The organism is Corynebacterium frankenforstense, assembly GCF_030211955.1.
Lineage (GTDB): Bacteria > Actinomycetota > Actinomycetes > Mycobacteriales > Mycobacteriaceae > Corynebacterium > Corynebacterium frankenforstense_A.
Genome location: NZ_JASODI010000005.1, coordinates 100,108 through 119,559, shown reverse-complemented (window position 1 = coordinate 119,559; position 19,452 = coordinate 100,108). Strand labels below are relative to the sequence as shown.

The following is a 19,452-nucleotide window of genomic DNA, read 5'->3' as shown; positions in this document are numbered from 1 at the left end:
CCCGCTGCAGTTGACGACGCCCCGGGGGCCACCCGGGGCGTCGTTTCTTGCGGTCGGTGGGGCGCGACGGCTGCGCCGCCGCGACGGGAAGTACCACGCTCACGCGCGGCGCGGTCTGGCGGCTACGCGGCGGTCGGCTCCTTCTGAACCTTGGTGAAGGGCTTGGCCGGCCACCAGAACTTCTCGCCGAGCAGCTGCACCACCGCCGGGATGAGCAGCGTGCGCACCACGAGAGTGTCCAGCAGGACGCCGAGGAAGATGACGATGCCGATCTGGGCGAGCACCACCAGTGGCAGCACGCCGAGGGCGGCGAAGACGGAGGCCAGCAGGATGCCGGCGGAGGTGATCACGCCACCGGTGGCGGACAGCGCGCGCAGCACGCCGCGGCGCGTGGCCTCGCCCGGGGCGGCGATGCCGACGGCGACCGAGCCGCCGGCGGCGGCCTTCGAGGCACCGGCAGCACCGGCGCCGACCTCCCCAACCGAACCGTCGGGCTTAGCTGACGCGAGCTGGGCGGCCTCTTCCTTGGCGCGGGCGACCAGGAAGATCGAGTAGTCGATGCCGAGGGCGACCAGGAAGACGAACGCGTAGAGCGGGGTGGTCGAGTCGAAGCGGTCGAAGCCGAAGATCCCGGTGGAGGCCCACCAGCCCAGGCCGAGTGCGGCGATGTTGGTCAGCAGCACGGTGGCGGTCATGATCAGTGCCGCGAGGAACCTGCGCAGCAGGAACACCAGGGCAATGAAGATCAGGCCGAGGATCAGCGGGAAGACGACGGTGCGGTCGCGCGCGGCGGCCTCCTCGGCGTCGACAAGCTGGGCGTCCTGGCCGCCGACGAGGGACTCCGCGCCCACCCCGGAGAGCGCCTCGCGGGCGGCGGTGGTGTCGAGGTTGGAGACACTGAGCATGGCGTAGTCGTCGGCGGCGCCCTGCTCGCGCACGGTGGCACCGGCGTCCTCGAGCGCGGTGGTTGCGGCGGCCGCATCGCGGGTCGCGACCTGCGCCGGGGTGGCGTCCTGCTCGGGGAAGGCCTCCTCGAGGTTCTCGGCGGCGGTGATGGACTCAGGCGTGTCGAGGAACTGGTCGGACTGAACGAGCCCCGTGGTGATGCCGAGGGCACCGGTGCAGGCGGCGCCGATGACGATCAGCGAGGTCGCGGTGACGGCGACGGGCTTCTTCTCCACGAAGCCGGCGACGCGGTCCCACAGCTTGTGCTCGGGCTCGTCGCCGACCTTCGGGATGCGCGGCCAGAAGACCCAGCGGCCGAAGGTCACGAGCACGCCGGGCAGCACGAACATGGCGAAGATAAAGGCGACGACGATGCCGATCATCGCCGAAAGACCGAGCCCGCGGGTGGTGGGCACGACGCTGGCGAGCAGGCAGACCACGCCGAGCACGACGGTCGAAGCCGAGGCGGTCACGGTGCGCAGCGTCGGGGCCCAGGCCCGTGCCATGGCGGCGAACCGGTCGTCAGTGGCGGCGAGCTCCTCGCGGTAGCGGGAGATCAGCAGCAGCGCGTAATTGGTGCCGGCGCCGAAGACGAGCACGGAGAGGATGCCGGCGGTGGACTCGTTCCACACGGTGCCGGTAGCGGAGAGCACCCAGGTGAACACGGTGGCGGCCACGCGGTCGGCGATGCCGATGACGATCAGGGGCAAGAGCCAGAGCACCGGCGAGCGGTAGGTGACGATGAGTAGCACCGCCACGATGGCGCCGGTGACGGAGAGCAGCAGGACGTTGGCGCCGGAGAAGACGCCGGAGAGGTCGGCCTCGACGGCGGCCGGGCCGGTGACCTGGGAGGTGACGCCGTCGGGCAGGTCGGCGGCCGCGTCGTCGCGTAGCTCGGTAACGGCGTCGGCGTTCTCGGTCAGCCCCTCGGAGGCCACCTCGACGGGCACGATGGCGGCGGTGGCGTCCTCGGAGGGGATGAGCGGTCCGCCGAGCTCCTCGGCGCGGGTCTGCAAGGCGGCGAGGGCGTCGGGCTGCAGGATGGCCCCGTCCTCGGTGTTGAACAGCACGACGGCGGCCTGGGAGTTGGTCTCATCGTCCGAGCCTGCCTCATCCTCCGAGGCCTGCTGCTGCAGTTCGGCGATCCGGGTGGAGTCGAACCCGTCCGGGAGGGTGGCGGTCGGTGAGTTGGGTTTGTCGGCCGCGCCGATGGCCATTGCCCCGACGCCGAGGGCGATGAGCAACACCGCGAGCCAGCGGAAGGCCTTCATACGTGTGGAAGCCACAACATCGACACTACGTGTTCCGCTGAATATCCCTACTTCGGATGCTTAACGACGCCATGTCGCGAAGCTCTTGACCCTGAGTAATTCCTGGCTTAAAACCGAGGAGCCAAAGGCAGGGCAGCGAACGAGCCCCCTGAGTGCAGGGGTAAATATTCCAGCCACGCCGATCACTCGAGCGGCACGGTCGCCGTCTTCGTTGAGTCGGATTGAGCCCGAAGGAGCGCCTCCTGCAGCTGCTCGTCAACCGCATAGATGAAGAGTCCGTGGACACCTCGGGTGAGCAGGACGTTCAGTTCATTGGCGATGAGCTCATCACCCAACCTCCGCTTGGACTTGTCTCGCAGAGTGCGCTGCTGCGTTGCTTTGGAGTGGGCACTCGCCGAAGGATCAATGATCACCCGCCCGTCCCGGTATTTGATCGAAGGGCCCAAAATCACCGCGGCATAGTTGAGATCAAGCCCCTGGACGGTAAAAGTAGAACCGACTTCGTTGATCGTGAAGGACTGCTCCGCCCAGGAGCTCCCCTCGTATTTTTTCTTCTTTTCTTTCATCTGGAGATTCCACGGTAGAGACAGTTTCCCGACGTCTACCATCCACATCCTGGGTTCGTTCTCCGGAGGCTTTTGTGAGAACGGCCAATCAAACGTAGCAAGCAACCTCGACAGCCCTGACTCCACCGGGCTTTCGGGATCCTTTTCATGGGTACGGTTAGCTTCGACAGCAAGCCGCTTATTGATCTCTTTAATCTTCTCGTACATGGCTACGGGGTCGTCAAAAATCCTCAGCTCAAATCCATGCGAATCTTTGGATCCCGCCGGAACCGGGAACGGCCTGATTGACCGGTCATCCACCAGCGCTCTGATCCAGTTGACCGTCGCTGCCGCAGCGTCCATGCGCATCTGGTTCTTCAACTCAATGTGCACGTCGCATTGGCCGAAAACTTCGTCGAACAGATCAGGCTCCCAGTACTGCGACGTCTCCAGGATCTGTTTATGGTCATAGACCGCCACGACCATGCGTGCCCGCGCAAGGATGTCACGCATCTGATTCTTTCCGCTGTATCCCTGGTCTCCCTGAGTGAGCAGCAGATGCGCCTCATCGACCAGCACAAGATCGACGGGATCCGAAGGATCGACCAGGTTGATGAACCTCGACGGCTTCACCACTCGCTCGGGACCGCTCTTCTCATTCCCTGTTTGGAGAATGCCGAGCTTCTTCGCGATGTCCTGATAGACGGCAAGTTGCTGGTTGTGATTGACGACCAGATAAGCGTCCATGTTCTCGAATTCGGGATCGACGCTTGGATCCCCCTCACCGGTCAGGAGGTCCAGGAAGAGACTGCTGATGAGGACAGTCTTCCCCGAGCCTGCCTCACCCGAAACCACGATCAGCTTTGACGGGTGTTCCGCATGCTGCTGTTTCTCCACGGCCTGGAGAATCTCCTGTCGAGCATTCTCCTGCTCATCGGTCAACCTATGGAAGGGCGACGCCTTGAATATCGCAGAATCCCGAACTTTCTTGGCCGGCGGGAACAGCAGTGGATCGTACGCGTTCAGCCTCTCCCAGATCGCGTTGAAAGTACTGTCGAGGTACTCCTCAGTGTAGTACCTGCCCTGGGGATTCGTCCGGCGGTTATTCACCGTGACGACGCGATCGACCGCCGTGACGTACTGCATCAACCGGTTCTCGATGTCCAGTGTCAGAGACTTGTTGAATCGCTCATTGGCCACGACATACATCTCAGAGCCCTCAGCCAGGTAAAGATCGTTGAAGTCACTCCTGCTGATCCGGTCTCCCCGGAAGTGCTGCTCGGTCCGCCGGACGATGTCGTTGGTCTCTCCGACATATACGGTGTACTGCTTTTTCTTCCCGCTCCCGTCTGCGATGACATACACGGTCGGAAACTCGAGAAGGTACATGGCGTCTTCTTCTGAGCCAGCCGCGACCTTGTTCTCCCACTCAACCAAGGATTCTTCCTTGTACTTGAGCCGTTGCACCATGGTGCGCCCAACTGGCGACAACTGATCAGAGACGGTCATACTTCGTGGACTTTCCGTAGGCCTTGTCGACGGGATACTTCGCCCGGGTGATCTCGAGCTTCTTCAGGATGAGCTCGCCGGGGTCCTCCCCGAGACGATCCGCCAGGAAAAAGCAGTACGTCAGAACATCGGCGAGCTCCAACCGAACCGCCTCTGCATCGCCACTGTCGCCCCACTGAAAACACTCGAGAAGCTCTCCCGCCTCTATGGAGATCGACTTCGCGAGATTCTCTGGGCTGTGGAACTGGCCCCAATTCCGCTCCGCCGCGAATTCCCGGAGTGCGGTAAGAACACGGTCATCAGTCACGGCGCCATCCTATCAACGCATTTGGTACTCGAAGCTGGGCAAATCCACCGCTGACGTCGATCAAGCTGGAGGGAAGGACTATCCGCTACCTCAGCGTTCTTCCATCTTCGACTAGCCCGGGATGAGCCCCTCGACCAGGACCTGCAGACCAAGCCGGAACGGCAGGTCAGCGTACGGGTTGGTGTTCTCCCCGCCAGCCGGTCGGTGCGCCAGAACGGAGCGCAGCGCCTCGGTCTCGACGCGCTCGTCCTGCGTCTCGTTGTCCCCTTCCGGAGCGCCCTCCGGCACATCGAAGATGTCCGCCGGAGCCTCGGCATCGAAGGCGGACCCAAAGACGAAGGACTCCACCGCCACGATGACGGCCATCACCTGTTCATCGGCGACCCCGGCCAGGCGCAGCACCCGCACGACGTTCTCGTACATGACCGCGGTCTCCCGGGTACCGAAGATCGACATCACGGCCACCGTCCCGATCAACGGCGTGTGTCTGGCCAGCACGTCGCGATAGGAGATAGCCCACTCCGTGACCGCCTCCCGCGGGCTGAGCGATCCCGCCAGGCAATCCGTCAGCGCAGTCACGTCAACCTGCGCCATGACCGCGTCCTCGAGCATATAGAGCAGCTCCTGTTTGCCGGCGACGTGGTTGTAGAGCGCACTCGGCGCCACGCCCAGGTCACGGGCGACGGCCGCCATGCTCAAAGCGGCGTAACCCTTCGCAACCACGACGCGTAACGCGGCGTCGGCAATTTTCTCCCGCGTCACCACCGCTTTCGTCGGGCGGCCGCGAGCGCGCTGTCCGTTAGACACAAATAACCCTTTCCATGTCACACGCGGTCGTGTACTGTGACCTGCAACGCAAAATGATGACTATTCATTTTGCCCGTCTTGATCAACCGAACGCCCTCAACCATCGGGCAGACGCAAGGAGGAAACGTGACCGCAATTGAACGCGACGTTGTCATTGTAGGTGCCGGTCCCGCCGGCTTGACCGCTGCATACACCCTGCGCAACAAGGGTCTTTCGGTGGCTGTCGTCGAGGCCCGCGACCGCGTCGGCGGCCGCACCTGGAACGGCCTGGCCCGCGACGCCGAGGGCAACGACCACTTCATCGAGCTCGGCGGACAGTGGATCTCCCCCGACCAGACCCGCCTGACCGCGCTCGTCGAGGAGCTCGGCCTGGAGACCTTCCCCCGCTACCGCGAGGGCAAGTCCATCTACGTCTCCCCCGACGGCACCCGCCACGAGTACGAGGGCACCACGTTCCCGGCCTCCGAGAAGACCATCGCTGAGATGGACAAGCTCACCGGGATCCTCGACGAGCTCGCCGCCGAGATCGACCCCGCCAAGCCCTGGGAGCACCCGCGCGCCGCCGAGCTCGACGCCGTCTCCTTCCGCTCCTGGCTCGAGGAGCTCTCCGACGACCCCGAGGCGATCGACAACATCTCGATCTACATCGCCTCCGGCATGCTGACCAAGCCCTCCTACACGTTCTCCGCGCTGCAGGCGCTGCTCATGGCCGCCTCCGCCGGCTCCTTCAGCAACCTCGTCGACGAGGACTTCATCCTCGACCGCCGCGTCGTCGGCGGCATGCAGTCCGTCTCCCTGACCCTGGCCGAGAAGCTGGGCGAAGACGTCTACCTCTCCCAGCCCGTCCGCCACATCGAGTGGACCACCCCGGACGAGACCACCGGCGACCCGGTCAACAACATCGCCCCCGACGTGCGCAACGGCGTGGCCGACAACGGTGAGGCCGGCTCCGTGACCGTCCGCACCGACGAGCTCGAGTTCCACGCCCGCAACGTCGTGCTGGCGGTGCCGCCGAACCTCTACTCGCGCATCAGCTTCACTCCCCCGCTGCCCCGCGAGCAGCACATCGCGCACCAGCACATCTCCATGGGCCTGGTGATCAAGGTGCACGCCGTCTACGAGACCCCGTTCTGGCGCGAGGAGGGGCTCTCCGGCACCGGCTTCGGCGGTGGCCGCCTCGTCCAGGAGGTCTACGACAACACCAACTACTTCGGTGCCGAGCGCGGCGAAGACACCTACGGCACCCTCGTCGGCTTCGTCTCCGACGTCTACGCCGAGAAGATGTGGGCCCTGCCGGCCGAGGAGCGCAAGGCCGCCATCCTCGACGCCATCGCCGACTACCTCGGGCCGAAGACCCGTGAGCCGATCGCCTTCTACCTCTCCGACATGGCCGCCGAGGAGTGGACCCGCGGCGCCTACGCCACCAGCTATGACCTCGGCGGGCTCTCGCGCTGGGGCCACCTGCAGAACGAGCCGACCGGGCCTATCCACTACGCCTGCTCGGACATCGCCGGCGAGGGCTACCAGCACGTCGACGGCGCCGTGCGCGTGGGAGAGGCCGTCGCCCTCGACATCATCGCCCGCAACGGCGCCAACTGAGGACCAGCCATGACGAACCCCCCGCGGATCATGGTGGCCTACATCGCCACCGGCGGCGGCATCGACGCCCTGCGACTGGCCACAACCCTGGCCAAGAACAGCGGAGCGGCGATCGACATCGTCATGGTCGCCACCGAGGGTGAGGTCGCCCCGGGCATCTACCCGCACGACCACGGCTATTCCGGCCTGGTCGAGGAGCAGATGGGCCGCTGGCTCGCCGAGGCGGCGGCCGAGGTGCCCGCAGACATCGAGGTCACCGGCCACATCGTCGTCGGCGGCTCGGTAGCCACCGCGCTGATCGACAAGGCCGGCGAGCTCAACGCACAGACGATCGTCGTCGGCTCGCAGGGCGGCGGCATGTTCAAGCGGTTGACGCTCGGCAGCGTGGTCAACTCGCTGCTGCACGCCAGCCCGGTACCCGTCGCGCTCGCGCCGAAGGGCTACAACCACCCGGGTCCGGTGGAGCGGATCACCGTCATGTTCGGTCCCAAGCCCGGCGCCACCGACATCGTCGAGGTGGGGCTGCGCCATAGCACCGACCTCGGCGTGCCCGTCCGCTTCGTCTCCCTGGCCATCACCGGCGAGAAGAGCACCGGAACCGACGCCGTGGCCGCCCTGCGCACCACCGCAGGCGACCGGCCCGCCCGGCGCGCCGCCGAGCTCATCTTCACCGGCCGAGCCACGGCCGAGGTGATCGAGGCCCCGAACGTGGAGAGCGCCGTGGGCCGGCTCGACTGGTCAGCCGGCGACGTCGTCTACATGGGCTCCGCCCGCCTCGCCCCAGAGGGCCGGCTCTTCCTCGGCTCGACCGCAACCCAGATCCTGCGCCACACCCCGGCGCCCGCCATCGCCGTTCCCAACGGATACACCACCGGAGCGCACGAGTAAGGAGGTGACCTCACCCCCATGAGCACCGCACCCGCAACACCCGAGACCGCTCGGACCAGCGGCCCGACGACCTCGTCCAAGGGCCTGTCCACCGGCAAGGTCGGCCTGATCGGTGCCGTCGTCATCGGCATCAGCTGCATCGCCCCGACGTACACCCTGACCTCGGGCCTCGGGCCCACCATCTCGGAGGTGGGACGCCACGTCCCGGCCATCCTGCTGCTCGGGTTCATCCCGATGCTGCTCGTGGCCTTCGCCTACCGGGAACTCAACAACGCCGTGCCGGACTCGGGGACGAGCTTCACCTGGGCGACGAAGGCCTTCGGGCCCTACGTCGGCTGGATGGGCGGCTGGGGACTGATCACCGCCACCATCCTGGTCATCTCGAACCTCGCAGCCGTCGCGGTGGACTTCTTCTACCTGCTCATCGCACAGCTGACGGGGCACCCCGAGATCGCGGACTGGACCCGCAACCTGTTCATCAACATCCCCACCACGGTCGTCTTCCTGGCGATCGCGTGCTGGATCTCCTACCGGGGACTCGACTCCACCCAGAAGCTGCAGTACGTGCTCGTCGCGCTGCAGCTGGCCGCCCTGCTCGTCTTCGACGTCGTCGCCCTGCGCCAGGCCTACAACGGCGGGGGCTTCAACTTCACCGCGTTCGAGCTCGAGTGGTTCAACCCGCTGGAGATCGGCAGCTTCACCATGATCGCCGCAGGCATCTCGCTGTCGATCTTCATGTTCTGGGGCTGGGACGTCACCCTGACGATGAACGAGGAGACCAAGGACCCCGAGCACACCCCGGGTCGGGCGGCCACCGTGACCGTCCTGGTCATCATCGCCGTCTACGTCCTCACCGCGGTGGCGATCGTGGTGTGGGCCGGAACCGGCGACACCGGGCTCGGCGCCGGGAACCCGGACAACCAGGAGTCCATCTTCGCGGCCCTGTCCTACCCGGTTCTCGGGCCCCTGGCCATCCTGATCTACTTCGCGGTGCTGGCCAGCTCCTTCGCGTCGCTGCAGTCGACCATGGTCGGCCCGGCGCGCACCCTGCTGGCCATGGGCCACTACCGGGCGCTGCCCCCGGCCTTCGCGAAGATCTCGCCGCGCTACCTCAGTCCGTCGACCGCCACTGTCTCCTCCGCGATCGCCGCCGGCGTCTTCTACATCGCCACCCGCCTGGTCTCGGAGAACGCCCTGTGGGACACGATCACCGCCCTCGGGCTGATGATCTGCTTCTACTACGGCATCACCGCGGTCGCCTGCATCTGGTACTTCCGCCGCGAACTGTTCACCAGCGTCCGCAGCGTCGTCTTCCGGCTGATCTTCCCCGGACTCGGCGGCGGCTTCCTGCTGTTGATGTTCGCCGTCACCGCGATCGACTCCCTCGACCCGGCCTACGGATCCGGCACCTCGATCTTCGGCGTCGGCGCCGTGTTCGTCCTCGGCATGGGCATCCTGCTGCTCGGGGTGGCGGCGATGCTCTTCACCCGGATCGCGCACCCCGCCTTCTTCCGCGGCGAGACCCTGCCGCGCAACGAATCCACCACCGACGAACAGACCCCCCTTCTCGACTGACCGACACTAACTGACAAGGAGAAACCTCATGTCCACCGAATACCGCATCCAGAACCCCGCCACCGGCGAGACCGTCAAGACCTACCCAACCGCGACCGACGAGGAAATCACCCGCGCGATCGACAACGCCGCCGGCGCCTACGCGGACTGGGCCGCCAAGTCCTTCGACGAGCGCGGCGCAGCCCTGCACCGCCTCGCCCAGGCCCTGCGCGACAACGAGGAGAAGCTGTCCACCCTCTCCGCGACCGAGATGGGCAAGCCCTACGAGGAGCTGATCGAGGAGATCCAGTTCTCCGCCGAGATCATCGACTACTACGCGGACAACGGTGCGGACTTCGCCGCCGACCAGTCGATCCCCACCCCGGACGGCGAGGCCGTCATCCGCCGCCTGCCGATCGGTGCGCTGCTCGGCATCATGCCGTGGAACTTCCCCTACTACCAGGTCGCCCGATTCATCGCGCCCAACCTGATGCTGGGCAACACGATCATCCTCAAGCACGCCGAAATCTGCCCCGGCTCCGCCGAGGCCATCGCCGAGCTGTGCGCCGAGGCAGGTCTTCCCGAGGGCGTCTACAACAACGTCTTCGCCTCCCACGACCAGGTCTCGACGATCATCGAGAGCCCGAAGATCCAGGGCGTGTCCCTGACCGGCTCCGAGCGCGCCGGCGCCGCCGTCGCCGAGCAGGCCGGCCGCAACCTCAAGAAGGTCGTCCTCGAGCTGGGCGGCACCGACCCCTACATCGTGCTCGACACCGATGACATCGCCGCGGCCGCGAAGCTCGCCTGGCAGACCCGCATGGTCAACACCGGCCAGGCCTGCAACTCCAACAAGCGCATCATCGTCATGGACGACATCTACGAGGACTTCGTCTCCGAGCTGGTCTCGCTGGCCTCCGGGATGCGCCCGACGACCTTCGACCAGGTCGACGAGAACTCCTACTGCCCGCTGTCCTCCCGCCAGGCGGCCGAGGACCTCAACGAGCAGCTCCGGGCCGCCGTGGCCGAGGGCGCGAACCTGCGCGTGGGCGGCGAGCTCTCCGAGACCGGCGCCTACGTCTCGCCCGCCGTGATCACCGACATCCCCCGCGGCTCGGACTCCTACTACCAGGAGTTCTTCGGCCCCGTCGCCGAGGTCTACCGCGTCTCCTCCGACGAGGAGGCCGTGGAGCTGGCCAACGACTCCCAGTACGGCCTCGGCGGCGCTGTCTTCGCCTCCGACGAGGAGCGCGCCCGCCGCGTCGCCGCCCGCCTCGAGGTCGGCATGGCCAACGTCAACACCCCTGCCGGTGAGGGCGCCGAGCTGCCCTTCGGCGGTGTGAAGCGCTCCGGCTACGGCCGCGAGCTGGGTCCGCTGGGCATGGACGAGTTCGTCAACAAGCAGATGTACTACGTGGCCAAGTAGCCGGTACCCGCCCGCGCCGCCCGGCGCGGGCGTCGGCAAGCAAAAAGGCGCTCCCCGCGACGGGGAGCGCCTTTTCGACCCTCAGGTCACTGCCAACCGGCGGGGACCAGGCCCAGGATCGTGCCCACGGAGTACAGCCCGGCAAGGCCGTAGACGGCGATGATCGTCCACTGGATCAGCGGGTGAGCCGACCAGCCGACCTGCCACGCGGGCTCGCGATCACCGCGCGCCCGGGAGGCACGCAGCAGCATGACCGGCACGATCGACATGACCACGCCCGCCAGGCCGCCGGCGTAGCTGAGCGCCGAGACGAACCCGCCCATGCCCGCAAAGCAGATGATCAACGGCGGCACCGCAGTCAGCGCCACGGCCAGACCACGCTGCCAGCCGTGCTGGGGCCAGTGGGCCATGTCCAGGATGTTGCGCATCGTCGTGTAGCCGATGGCCATGAAGGACGTGAACATCGCCAACAGAGCGAAGACGTTGGCCAGGTAGTAGGCCGCCGGACCGAGCTCCTCGCCCCAGGACAGGGTGACCACCTCGGAGACCTTCTCACCCATGAGGCCGAGCGCGGCGAAGGGCACCAGCGAAAGGGTGAAGCCCGTGATGACCATGCCGGCGATGATCGCCTTGGAGATCTGCGCGGAGTGGTCCTGCTCCAGGCCGCGGACCATCTCCGGGACCACGTACTGGGCCATAAAGGTGAACACGGCCAGGTTCATGATCGGGATGATGAAGTAGGGGTGCAGCACCACGACGTTGGCCATCTCGATGCCCGGGCCGATGAAGGTCCAGCCGCAGAGGATGAGGATGATCGTCGCCATGCCGGCGGTGATGAGCATCTCCGTGACGCCAGTGGCCTCCAGGCCCTTGTACATGATGGCCGTGCCGATGGCGAAGAAGATCAGCGTGCCCACGATCTCCGGAGCGCCGGTCAGGTTGTGGATCAGCTCGCCGGAACCGGCGGCGTAAGCGATCAGGGCGCCGATGCCGTTGACCATGATCGCGATGAAGACCGCCCACCGGCCCCAGTTGCCCAGGTAGTGCTCGGCCAGGCCGGAGAGCTGCAGCGGGCGCTTCGTGCGCAGGGAGACCTCGGCGACGTAGAACATCGAGATCGTCGTCAGCGTGCCCGCGATGAGCAGCGCGAGCACCAGGGCGAGGAAGCCACCGTTGCGCCCGGCGTAGGGCAGGCTGAGGATGCCGGCGCCGATGTTGGTCCCGAAGATCAGCGCCACGCCCTGCAGCGGGGTGATCGTGCTGGCCCGGTAGTCGAGGTCCTGGTCCGTGTCGGCCGGGGTGGCTGGGTTCGCCGCGCCTTTCGGCTTGCTGACGCCCTGCGGGGGCGTGGCCGAGGCGGCGGGCAGATTCTGGGTGGCTGTCATGGTCTCGGTGTCCTTGCTGGTTTACGGTGTCGTGGGTGGTGGGTCCTCGGTGGCCGATCGCGTCGCGCCCGATCAGCTGGCGCTGATCGGGCGGGTCGGCCGGGTAGAGGTGGGGCGTGGCGGGTGGCGCGCGCCCCGCCGGGGTCAGAGGGCGACGTAGCGGGTGTCGAGGTACTCCTCGATGCCCTCCGTTCCGCCCTCGCGGCCGAAGCCGGACTGCTTGACGCCGCCGAAGGGCGCCGCGGCGTCCGAGATCATTCCGCGGTTGATGCCGACCATCCCGGCGGTGAGCTCGGTGGCCAGGCGTCGGCAGGTGTCGATGTTGTCGCTGAACCCGTAGGCCGCGAGGCCGTACTCGGTGTCGTTGGCCAGCGCGATGCCCTCGTCGAGGTCCGCGAAGGTCACCACGGTGGCGACCGGACCGAAGATCTCCGCGTGGAGGATGCGCGCGTCGGCCGGCACGTCGGTGAGCACGGTCGCCGGGTAGAAGTGGCCGGGGCCTTCGGCGACCGCGTCGCTGCCGCCGCCGGTGAGCGCGGTCGCGCCGGCGGCCAGCGCGTCATCGACGAGCTCGGCGATGCGGTCGCGCTGCTTGGCGGTGATGACCGGGCCGAGGGTCGAATCCTCCTCGAGGCCGTGTCCCGGCCGCAGCGCCGCCATCGACTCGACGAGCCGACGGGTGAACTCCTCGGCGACGTGCTCGTGGACGAGGAAGCGGTTCGCGGCCACGCAGGCCTCGCCGCCGTTGCGCATCTTGGCCTGCATGGCGCAGGTAAGCACGCGGTCGAGGTCGGCGTCGGCGTTGATGAGGAACGGGGCGTTGCCGCCGAGCTCCATCGAGCTGCGCAGCAGGTTGTCCGCGGATTGACGGACCAGCAGCTTGCCGACGGCGGTGGATCCCGTGAAGGTGATCTTGCGCAGTCGCTCGTCCGCCATCAGGCGGCTGGACAGACCGGCGTCGTCGGTGGTCGGCAGGATGCTCACCAGCGCCTCTGGTGCAGCGGCCTCGGCGAGCACGTCGGTGATGATCTTCCCGGCGAGGAGCATGGTCAGCGGGGTCTCGCTGGCGGGCTTGACCAGGATCGGGCAACCGGCGGCCAGCGCCGGGGCGATCTTGCGGGTGGCCATGGCCAGCGGGAAGTTCCACGGGGTGATCGCCAGCACCGGGCCGACCGGGGTGCGGGTGACCAGGATGTCGCCCGCGCCCGAGGGCGAGGGGGAGAACCTGCCGGGCAGGCGTACCGCCTCCTCGGCGAACCAGCGGAAGTACTCGGCGCCGTACGCGACCTCGCCGCGCGCCTCCGCCAGCGGCTTGCCCATCTCGAGGGTGATGGTGCGGGCGAGGTCCTCGGTGCGCTCAACGAGGGCCCGGTACATGTCGGTCAGGATGACCGCGCGCTCACGGGGGCTGACCTTCGCCCACGCGGCCTGTGCTTCGACGGCAGCGGCCAGCGCGGCGTCCCACTCTTCGGCGGCGGAGTCGTGGACGTGGGCGACGGTCTCCTCGGTGGCGGGGTCCCGGACGTCGAAGTAGGGCTCCGCGCCGGTGGGGATGTCCTGGGGCAGGTGCTCGGAGAGAATCATCAGGCACGCTCCTTCGCCTGGGTGTTGATCGCCTCCGCCATGATCTCGAGGCCCTCGACCAGGAGGTTCTCCGGGATGGTCAGGGCGGGCAGCAGACGGATGACGTTGCCGTCCAGGCCGCAGGTCAGGATGAGCACGCCGGCGGCCTTACAGGCGGCGGCGACGGCGCCGGTGATCTCGCCGTCGACGAGCTCGACCGCGATCATCGCACCGTGGCCGCGGACCTCTCGGACCACATCGAGCTCGAGCAGCGGCTCGAGGTGGCGGCGGATGATCGTCTCCATCTCGCGGGCACGGCCGGCGAGATCGTGGGTCTCCATCTCCTCGATGGCGGCCAGCGCGGCGGCGCAGGCGACCGGGTTGCCGCCGTAGGTGCCGCCGAGGGCGCCCGGGATCGGGGCGTCCATGATGTCGGCGCGACCGGTGACCGCGGAGAGCGGCATGCCGCCGGCGATGCCCTTGGCGGTGGCGACGACGTCCGGCACCACGCCCTCGTGGTCGACGGAGAACCACTCGCCGGAGCGGCAGAAGCCGGCCTGGACCTCGTCGGCGACGAAGACGACGTTGTTCTTGCGGCACCACTCGACCAGGGCGGGCAGGTAGCCCTCGGCCGGGACCACGAAGCCGCCCTCGCCCTGGATCGGCTCGATGACGACGCAGGCCAGGTTCTCCGCGCCGATCTCCTGCTCGAGGACCTTGATGGTGCGCTCGGCCGCCTCCGGGCCGGTGAGCCCGTCGTGCAGCGGGTAGGACGACGGCACGCGGTAGACGTCGGAGGCAAACGGCCCGAAGAGGGTCTTGTAGGGCTTGTTCTTCGCGGTCATCGCGAGGGTGAGGTTGGTGCGGCCGTGGTAGGCGCGGTCGAAGACCGCCACCGCGTTCTTGCCGGTGTAGGAGCGGGCGACCTTCACGGCGTTCTCGACGGCCTCGGCGCCGGAGTTGAACAGGGCCGACTTCTTGGCGTGGTCGCCCGGGGTGAGCTCGGCGAGCTTCTCGCACACGGCGATGTAGGACTCGTAGGGCGAGATCATGAAGCAGGTGTGGGTGAACTGGGCGGCGGCCTCGGCCACGGCGGCCGCGACGCGCTGGTTCGAGGCGCCGACGCTGGTCACGGCGATGCCGGAGGCGAAGTCGATGAACGAGTTGCCGTCGGCGTCGACGAGGACGCCACCGTCGGCGGCGACGACGTAACCGGGCAGGCCGGGAGAGAGGGCGCGGGCGACGGCGTTCTGGCGACGGGCGTCGAGCTCGCTGCTGACCGGGCCCATGCCCTGGGTGGAGATGGTCCGCTGCTGCGGAACGTGGTAGTCGAGATCCTTCATTGTGGGCTCCTGTTCACACGGGACGTTGGCTTGGTTCCAGTGAGTATGGAGCCTGATTAGTGATTCACGCCATGTACGCTGTGGCGAAGATATTCCACCAATTTGTACAAGGCGGCGATTGCATGGATCTCAGCTTCGGGTGGTTGCTGGCGCAACGGTCACTCTCCCTGCGACAGCTGTGTCGCCCGACGGTGGAGACGTTCAGCTTCGTCCAGCCCAGCGAACTGGAGGACGCCTCCGAGTTCATCCAGCCGGATTCGCTGGTCCTCACCGTCGGCATCGCCTTTCAGGACCGCCCCGAGCAACTGCCCCGGTACATCGAGCACCTCATCGACGCCGGCGCCGTGGCCATCGGCTTCGGCACCGGCGTCGGGTTCCCCACGGTTCCGGAGCAGGTCCTGACCACCGCACGGCGGCGCGGTGTGGGTGTGTTCGAGGTGCCCCGGCACGTCCCGTTCATCTCCATCGTCACGACCGCCGGCCAGGAGCAGCGGCGGCGCGAACAGCTGGAGTACCAACGCCTGGTCGACGCACAGGCCCGATTGACGACGACCGCGGTGACGGGCTCGCTGCGTGGGCTGCTCACGGCAGGCGCCGAGCTCCTGGCCGCCCGGCTGGTGCTCAGGAACGCCGACGGGGAGATGATCGACTCCGCGGTCTCTCCGGAGCTCACCCGCGCGGAAACCGCGGGCGAGCGGACCTTCTATTCCGCCTACAGAATGGCCTCCCGCGCCGACCGCCACCACAGCCTCGAGGTCAGCTCGGCGAAGGCGTTGAACACCCAGGACCAGGCACTGGTGCGGCACTGCACCGGCCTGGCGGACATGTTGCTCGCCCGGCCCGCGGACCTGCGAAGCGCACGCAACGACATCAACTCGCTCGCGCTCGCGCTGCGCCTTGACCTCTCGGACGGCCCACTCCAGCTACCCGCGGACCGCGACTGGCCCGTCGACGCCGAGGGCATGACCCGACCGGTGGTGGTGGCCGCCGACAACGCCCGGCTGCTCGCCCGGGCCCGGCACGCCTTCGACGCCGCATCGGAGCAGCAGGGCCGGTTCCTCTATGCGCTGAACGTTTCATCCACCTGTTTCATCGCACTGTGCCGGCCCGGACAGTCGGCGGAGACCCTTTTGGACATGTTCGGCCCCACCGCCACCAAGGTGCGCATCGCGATCGGGCGACTCGTTCCCGTCGACGAGATCGACGCCGACTACGTCAGCTCTCTGGCCACCCGCGCCTTCCACCTGGGCGTGGGTGAGCATCTGGGCCCGACGGACACGGACATGTCCTGGCTCGCCGAGCCCGCCGTCCGCTCCGCCTTCCGCGCTCGAGCGGCGGAGATCTTCGGGCCTCTGCGTGAGCACGACGCCACCCACGGCACCGAGTACGCCCGCACCTTGACCGTGTATCTGCGCCACGGCGGTCAGCTCTCCGCCACCGCGGAGGCCCTCGGCGTGCACCGGCACACCACACGCAACCGGATCGCCCAGATCCAGCGCATCTGCGAACTCGATCTCGGCGATCCGGCAGTCTTCGCGGAGGCGTTCTTCGCCGCCGCTACGCCCGCGAGCTGACCTTCTCGTCAATCCCGTCGGCGTCTCCGAGGTCTTCACCCCGGTCCAGGGTCGGCGCATGGCCGGAGCCGATGTTCCGGTAGATATGAGGCCGGCGGTAGCGCAGGAACTCTCCCCGGATGTAGCCCGCGACGCCGCAGGCGAGGATGATGCCCGGGATGATGAAGACGAGGTACCACAGTCCTTCGTCTCCGATGAGCTTGTTGAAGTTCGCGAGAACGACGAAGAACATCGTCCCGAAGCCGACCGTCGCGATCGCCGGCGCAATCGTGGTGATGAACACGGAGTAGGAGTTGTCGTTCTTCCGGAGGTAGAGGATCACCGAGATGCTCGTGATGAGCAGAAGGAAGATCAACCCGAACCCGCCGGCGTTGCTCATCCACGAGAACACGATGTCCGCGGGGAAAGCGTCGCCGTAGCCGATGATCTTTTCTGCAATGTACGCGAGGACGATCGCGCAAGCGCTGAAGACCGACAGAGCCAGCGAACCGTTGACGGGCGCTCCGCCCTGCCCCATCGTCCCGAGCTTCGGCCAGATGACCCGCTCACGACCGAGTGCCATGAAGTACCGGGCCACGGTGTTGTGGAACGAGGTAACCGCAGCGAAGAGGGAAGTCAGAAGCAGCAGCCGGATGAACGGGACCAGTCCGCCAAGGCCGTTGTCAGCGAGGAAGTTGAAGAAGAGGTCCGCTCCTTCATCCTGAGCCGCCGCGATGATCGATGACTCGCCCACGCTCTGCGCGATGGCCCACGCAGAGAACGAGTAGAAACCGGCCATCAGGGTGACCGCGATGAGTGTCGCCCGCGGGATGGTCTTCTCCGGTCGTTGGGCCTCCTCGGAGTACATCGCGGAGCTCTCAATGCCCATGAACCCGGCGATCGTGAAGGCCAGCACGGTACCGGTGCCGGCACCGAAGAGAGCAGACGGCATCAAAGTCGATGTGTATATGCCTTCAGCAGGCCGACTGAGCGAGACCACGCAGTAGATCAGGACGGCGAGGAATTCCAATGCGAGCAACACTCCGAGGATGCGGGAGGCGACGTCCACGGAACGCACCCCGAGAAACGCCACGCCTGCCGCCGCCAGCAACGACCAGATCACCCAGGAGATGTTCACGCCCGCGACTGAGGCGATAAGGCCTTGGGCCGTGAACCCCAGAAGCGCGTAGAGCGCGGTCTGCATCGCGATGTAGGAGACGATCGCGAGCCAGGAAGCAGCCAAACCGTGGCTTCGCCCCATACCTGCCGACACGTAGGAGAAGAACGCTGCGGTGTTGGGGATTTCGCGGGCCATCGCACAGAATCCGACAGCAAAGACCGCGACAAGTGCCCCACACAGCAGATAACCGACCGGCACACCCGCCATCTCGGAGGTGGCATATGCCGCCGTCGCGCCCGCAGAAACCACCGTCAACGGAGCCGCTGCGGCGACCACGAGGAAGACGACATGGTGCGTCTTCAGGCTGCGGCCCGAGTCTGGCGTCGTCATGACGCCACCTCTCCCAGCCCCGTCGAGGCTTCGCTGAAGTAGGCCTCGCGCGCGCGATCCAGGTGCTCGCGCTGTTCAGCTGTGATTTCGGTGCGGATCTGCCCGTCGACGATCGACGCGTACGCGTCGTCGAAGCCCGCCGATCGCTCAGTGAGGGATTCCATGGTCGCCAGCCCGCAGAAGGGGACGTAGTACTGGCAGTAGCCGCCTTCCTGGATGAAGACGAGCTTGCCTGCACAGAGACGCTTTGCAGCACCGATCATCAAATCGGTCATCTCCCGGTAGCCCTCGGTGGTCACCATCATCCGACCGAGCGGGTCCATCATGGCCGCGTCATAACCGGTCGCGACGACGATCAGATCCGGCTGGAACTCCTCGAGAGCCGGGATGACCGACTCCTTGATCGCAGCCAGGTAAACCTCGTTGCCGGCACCTGGAGGCAGCGGAATGTTGAAGTTTGCGCCAAGGCCCTCGCCGGCACCTCGCTCTTCGATGAAGCCGGAGTCAACCGGGAAGTTGCGGTCCTGGTGGATCGAGACCGTCAGGACGCGGGGATCCTCCCACCAGATGTCCTGGGTGCCGTTGCCGTGGTGGACGTCCCAGTCGATGATCGCGACTTTGGAGACCTCGGGCCGCTCGAGAGCGTCAGCCACCGCCACCGACGAGTTGTTGAAGAGGCAGAAGCCCAGGGAACGATCGCGCTCCGCATGGTGTCCGGGCGGGTTGATCAACGCGTAGGCGCGGTCAACCTCGCCGTCGAGCACCGAGTTGACCGCGGTGATCGCTCCACCCGCCGAAAGCTGCGCGATCTGCAGGGCATTGTGGCCGAAGGGGGACCCGCCGTCACCGCAGTCACCACCCTTGGGCAGTTCCGACTGGGAGACGATGTAGTCGTAGTGGCGCTTCGTGTGCGCCCTCAGGATCTGCTCCTCAGTGGCCGGAGTGGCCTGGAGATGCGTGAGATGCTGACGGAGATCCGAGACCTGGATGATCTCGTTCAGTCGACGCTTCGGCCCCGGAGCCGAGAAGTGTCGGTTGACCGGCTGAAGTCCGCGGGCGGGGTCAGAGGGCTCGTCGCCTCCCGAACCGGTGTCGTGCCAACCGTAGAGCGTCTCCCAGAGGAAACCCACACGGGGCTTGTCAAGGTTGTCGGTAGTCATGTCAGCACTTCCTTCCGAAAATGAACGGCCGTCATATTGTGATTGCCGACATAGTAGATTCCCAACATGTTCATTGTCGCTGGCCATTCG

At 66.7% G+C, this 19,452-nt stretch carries 14 protein-coding genes; 5 read left to right on the top strand and 9 right to left on the bottom strand.

Going from position 1 to position 19,452, the window contains the following annotated elements:
• Positions 1 to 122: 122 nt before the first annotated feature.
• The 4 genes from QP119_RS04195 to QP119_RS04180 form a co-directional block, all read right to left on the bottom strand.
• The gene (locus QP119_RS04195; protein ID WP_284773824.1) at positions 123 to 2,231 is read right to left on the bottom strand and encodes an MMPL family transporter; all 2,109 of its coding nucleotides are present in this window, start codon (positions 2,229 to 2,231) and stop codon (positions 123 to 125) included.
• A 167-nt stretch (positions 2,232 to 2,398) separates the two neighbouring features.
• The gene (locus tag QP119_RS04190; RefSeq protein WP_284773822.1) at positions 2,399 to 4,270 is read right to left on the bottom strand and encodes a DUF2075 domain-containing protein; all 1,872 of its coding nucleotides are present in this window, start codon (positions 4,268 to 4,270) and stop codon (positions 2,399 to 2,401) included.
• Positions 4,257 to 4,577: a nucleotide pyrophosphohydrolase gene (locus tag QP119_RS04185; RefSeq protein WP_284773819.1), complete on the bottom strand. Its 321-nt coding sequence runs from the start codon at positions 4,575 to 4,577 to the stop codon at positions 4,257 to 4,259. Before QP119_RS04185 ends, QP119_RS04190 begins: the two co-directional genes overlap by 14 nt.
• 111 nt (positions 4,578 to 4,688) lie before the next feature.
• Positions 4,689 to 5,384, bottom strand: a complete 696-nt coding sequence (locus tag QP119_RS04180; protein ID WP_284773818.1) for a TetR/AcrR family transcriptional regulator — start codon at positions 5,382 to 5,384, stop codon at positions 4,689 to 4,691.
• Positions 5,385 to 5,510: 126 nt separating this feature from the next.
• Between QP119_RS04180 and QP119_RS04175 the strand changes: the two genes are divergently transcribed.
• The 4 genes from QP119_RS04175 to QP119_RS04160 are packed head-to-tail and all read left to right on the top strand — an operon-like array spanning position 5,511 to position 10,848.
• The gene (locus tag QP119_RS04175; protein ID WP_284773817.1) at positions 5,511 to 6,983 is read left to right on the top strand and encodes a flavin monoamine oxidase family protein; all 1,473 of its coding nucleotides are present in this window, start codon (positions 5,511 to 5,513) and stop codon (positions 6,981 to 6,983) included.
• Positions 6,984 to 6,992: 9 nt separating this feature from the next.
• The gene (locus tag QP119_RS04170; protein ID WP_284773816.1) at positions 6,993 to 7,871 is read left to right on the top strand and encodes a universal stress protein; all 879 of its coding nucleotides are present in this window, start codon (positions 6,993 to 6,995) and stop codon (positions 7,869 to 7,871) included.
• Between the two features lie 18 nt (positions 7,872 to 7,889).
• Positions 7,890 to 9,446, top strand: coding sequence for an APC family permease (locus QP119_RS04165; protein WP_284773815.1), 1,557 nt, complete (start codon positions 7,890 to 7,892; stop codon positions 9,444 to 9,446).
• Positions 9,447 to 9,474: 28 nt separating this feature from the next.
• The gene (locus tag QP119_RS04160) at positions 9,475 to 10,848 is read left to right on the top strand and encodes an NAD-dependent succinate-semialdehyde dehydrogenase (protein ID WP_284773814.1); all 1,374 of its coding nucleotides are present in this window, start codon (positions 9,475 to 9,477) and stop codon (positions 10,846 to 10,848) included.
• 86 nt (positions 10,849 to 10,934) lie between these two features.
• On the opposite strand, the gene QP119_RS04155 is transcribed toward QP119_RS04160, so the two are convergent.
• From QP119_RS04155 to gabT, 3 genes are all read right to left on the bottom strand, one after another.
• Positions 10,935 to 12,233: an aromatic amino acid transport family protein gene (locus tag QP119_RS04155; RefSeq protein ID WP_284773813.1), complete on the bottom strand. Its 1,299-nt coding sequence runs from the start codon at positions 12,231 to 12,233 to the stop codon at positions 10,935 to 10,937.
• Positions 12,234 to 12,377: 144 nt separating this feature from the next.
• Positions 12,378 to 13,817, bottom strand: coding sequence for an NAD-dependent succinate-semialdehyde dehydrogenase (locus QP119_RS04150; RefSeq protein WP_284773812.1), 1,440 nt, complete (start codon positions 13,815 to 13,817; stop codon positions 12,378 to 12,380).
• Complete coding sequence (gene gabT, locus QP119_RS04145) at positions 13,817 to 15,139, bottom strand: 4-aminobutyrate--2-oxoglutarate transaminase (protein ID WP_284773811.1); 1,323 nt, start codon at positions 15,137 to 15,139, stop codon at positions 13,817 to 13,819. Before gabT ends, QP119_RS04150 begins: the two co-directional genes overlap by 1 nt.
• 122 nt (positions 15,140 to 15,261) lie before the next feature.
• On the opposite strand from gabT, the gene QP119_RS04140 reads away from it, so the two are divergent.
• Positions 15,262 to 16,713: a PucR family transcriptional regulator gene (locus QP119_RS04140; RefSeq protein WP_284773810.1), complete on the top strand. Its 1,452-nt coding sequence runs from the start codon at positions 15,262 to 15,264 to the stop codon at positions 16,711 to 16,713.
• Here the strand turns inward: QP119_RS04140 and QP119_RS04135 are convergent.
• Positions 16,697 to 18,202, bottom strand: coding sequence for an APC family permease (locus tag QP119_RS04135; RefSeq protein ID WP_284773809.1), 1,506 nt, complete (start codon positions 18,200 to 18,202; stop codon positions 16,697 to 16,699). The genes QP119_RS04140 and QP119_RS04135 overlap by 17 nt on opposite strands.
• Complete coding sequence (locus QP119_RS04130) at positions 18,199 to 19,362, bottom strand: class II histone deacetylase (RefSeq protein ID WP_284773808.1); 1,164 nt, start codon at positions 19,360 to 19,362, stop codon at positions 18,199 to 18,201. The genes QP119_RS04135 and QP119_RS04130 overlap by 4 nt, the downstream gene beginning before the upstream one ends.
• Positions 19,363 to 19,452 lie beyond the last annotated feature (90 nt).

Bases quoted from the DNA above. Each gene is read 5' to 3' on its own strand.
- QP119_RS04130 (WP_284773808.1), bottom strand. From the start codon at position 19,362: ATGACTACCGACAACCTTGACAAGCCCCGTGTGGGTTTCCTCTGGGAG.
- QP119_RS04190 (WP_284773822.1), bottom strand. From the start codon at position 4,270: ATGACCGTCTCTGATCAGTTGTCGCCAGTTGGGCGCACCATGGTGCAA.
- QP119_RS04150 (WP_284773812.1), bottom strand. From the start codon at position 13,817: ATGATTCTCTCCGAGCACCTGCCCCAGGACATCCCCACCGGCGCGGAG.
- QP119_RS04165 (WP_284773815.1), top strand. From the start codon at position 7,890: ATGAGCACCGCACCCGCAACACCCGAGACCGCTCGGACCAGCGGCCCG.
- QP119_RS04140 (WP_284773810.1), top strand. From the start codon at position 15,262: ATGGATCTCAGCTTCGGGTGGTTGCTGGCGCAACGGTCACTCTCCCTG.
- QP119_RS04160 (WP_284773814.1), top strand. From the start codon at position 9,475: ATGTCCACCGAATACCGCATCCAGAACCCCGCCACCGGCGAGACCGTC.
- QP119_RS04155 (WP_284773813.1), bottom strand. From the start codon at position 12,233: ATGACAGCCACCCAGAATCTGCCCGCCGCCTCGGCCACGCCCCCGCAG.
- QP119_RS04135 (WP_284773809.1), bottom strand. From the start codon at position 18,202: ATGACGACGCCAGACTCGGGCCGCAGCCTGAAGACGCACCATGTCGTC.
- QP119_RS04170 (WP_284773816.1), top strand. From the start codon at position 6,993: ATGACGAACCCCCCGCGGATCATGGTGGCCTACATCGCCACCGGCGGC.
- gabT (WP_284773811.1), bottom strand. From the start codon at position 15,139: ATGAAGGATCTCGACTACCACGTTCCGCAGCAGCGGACCATCTCCACC.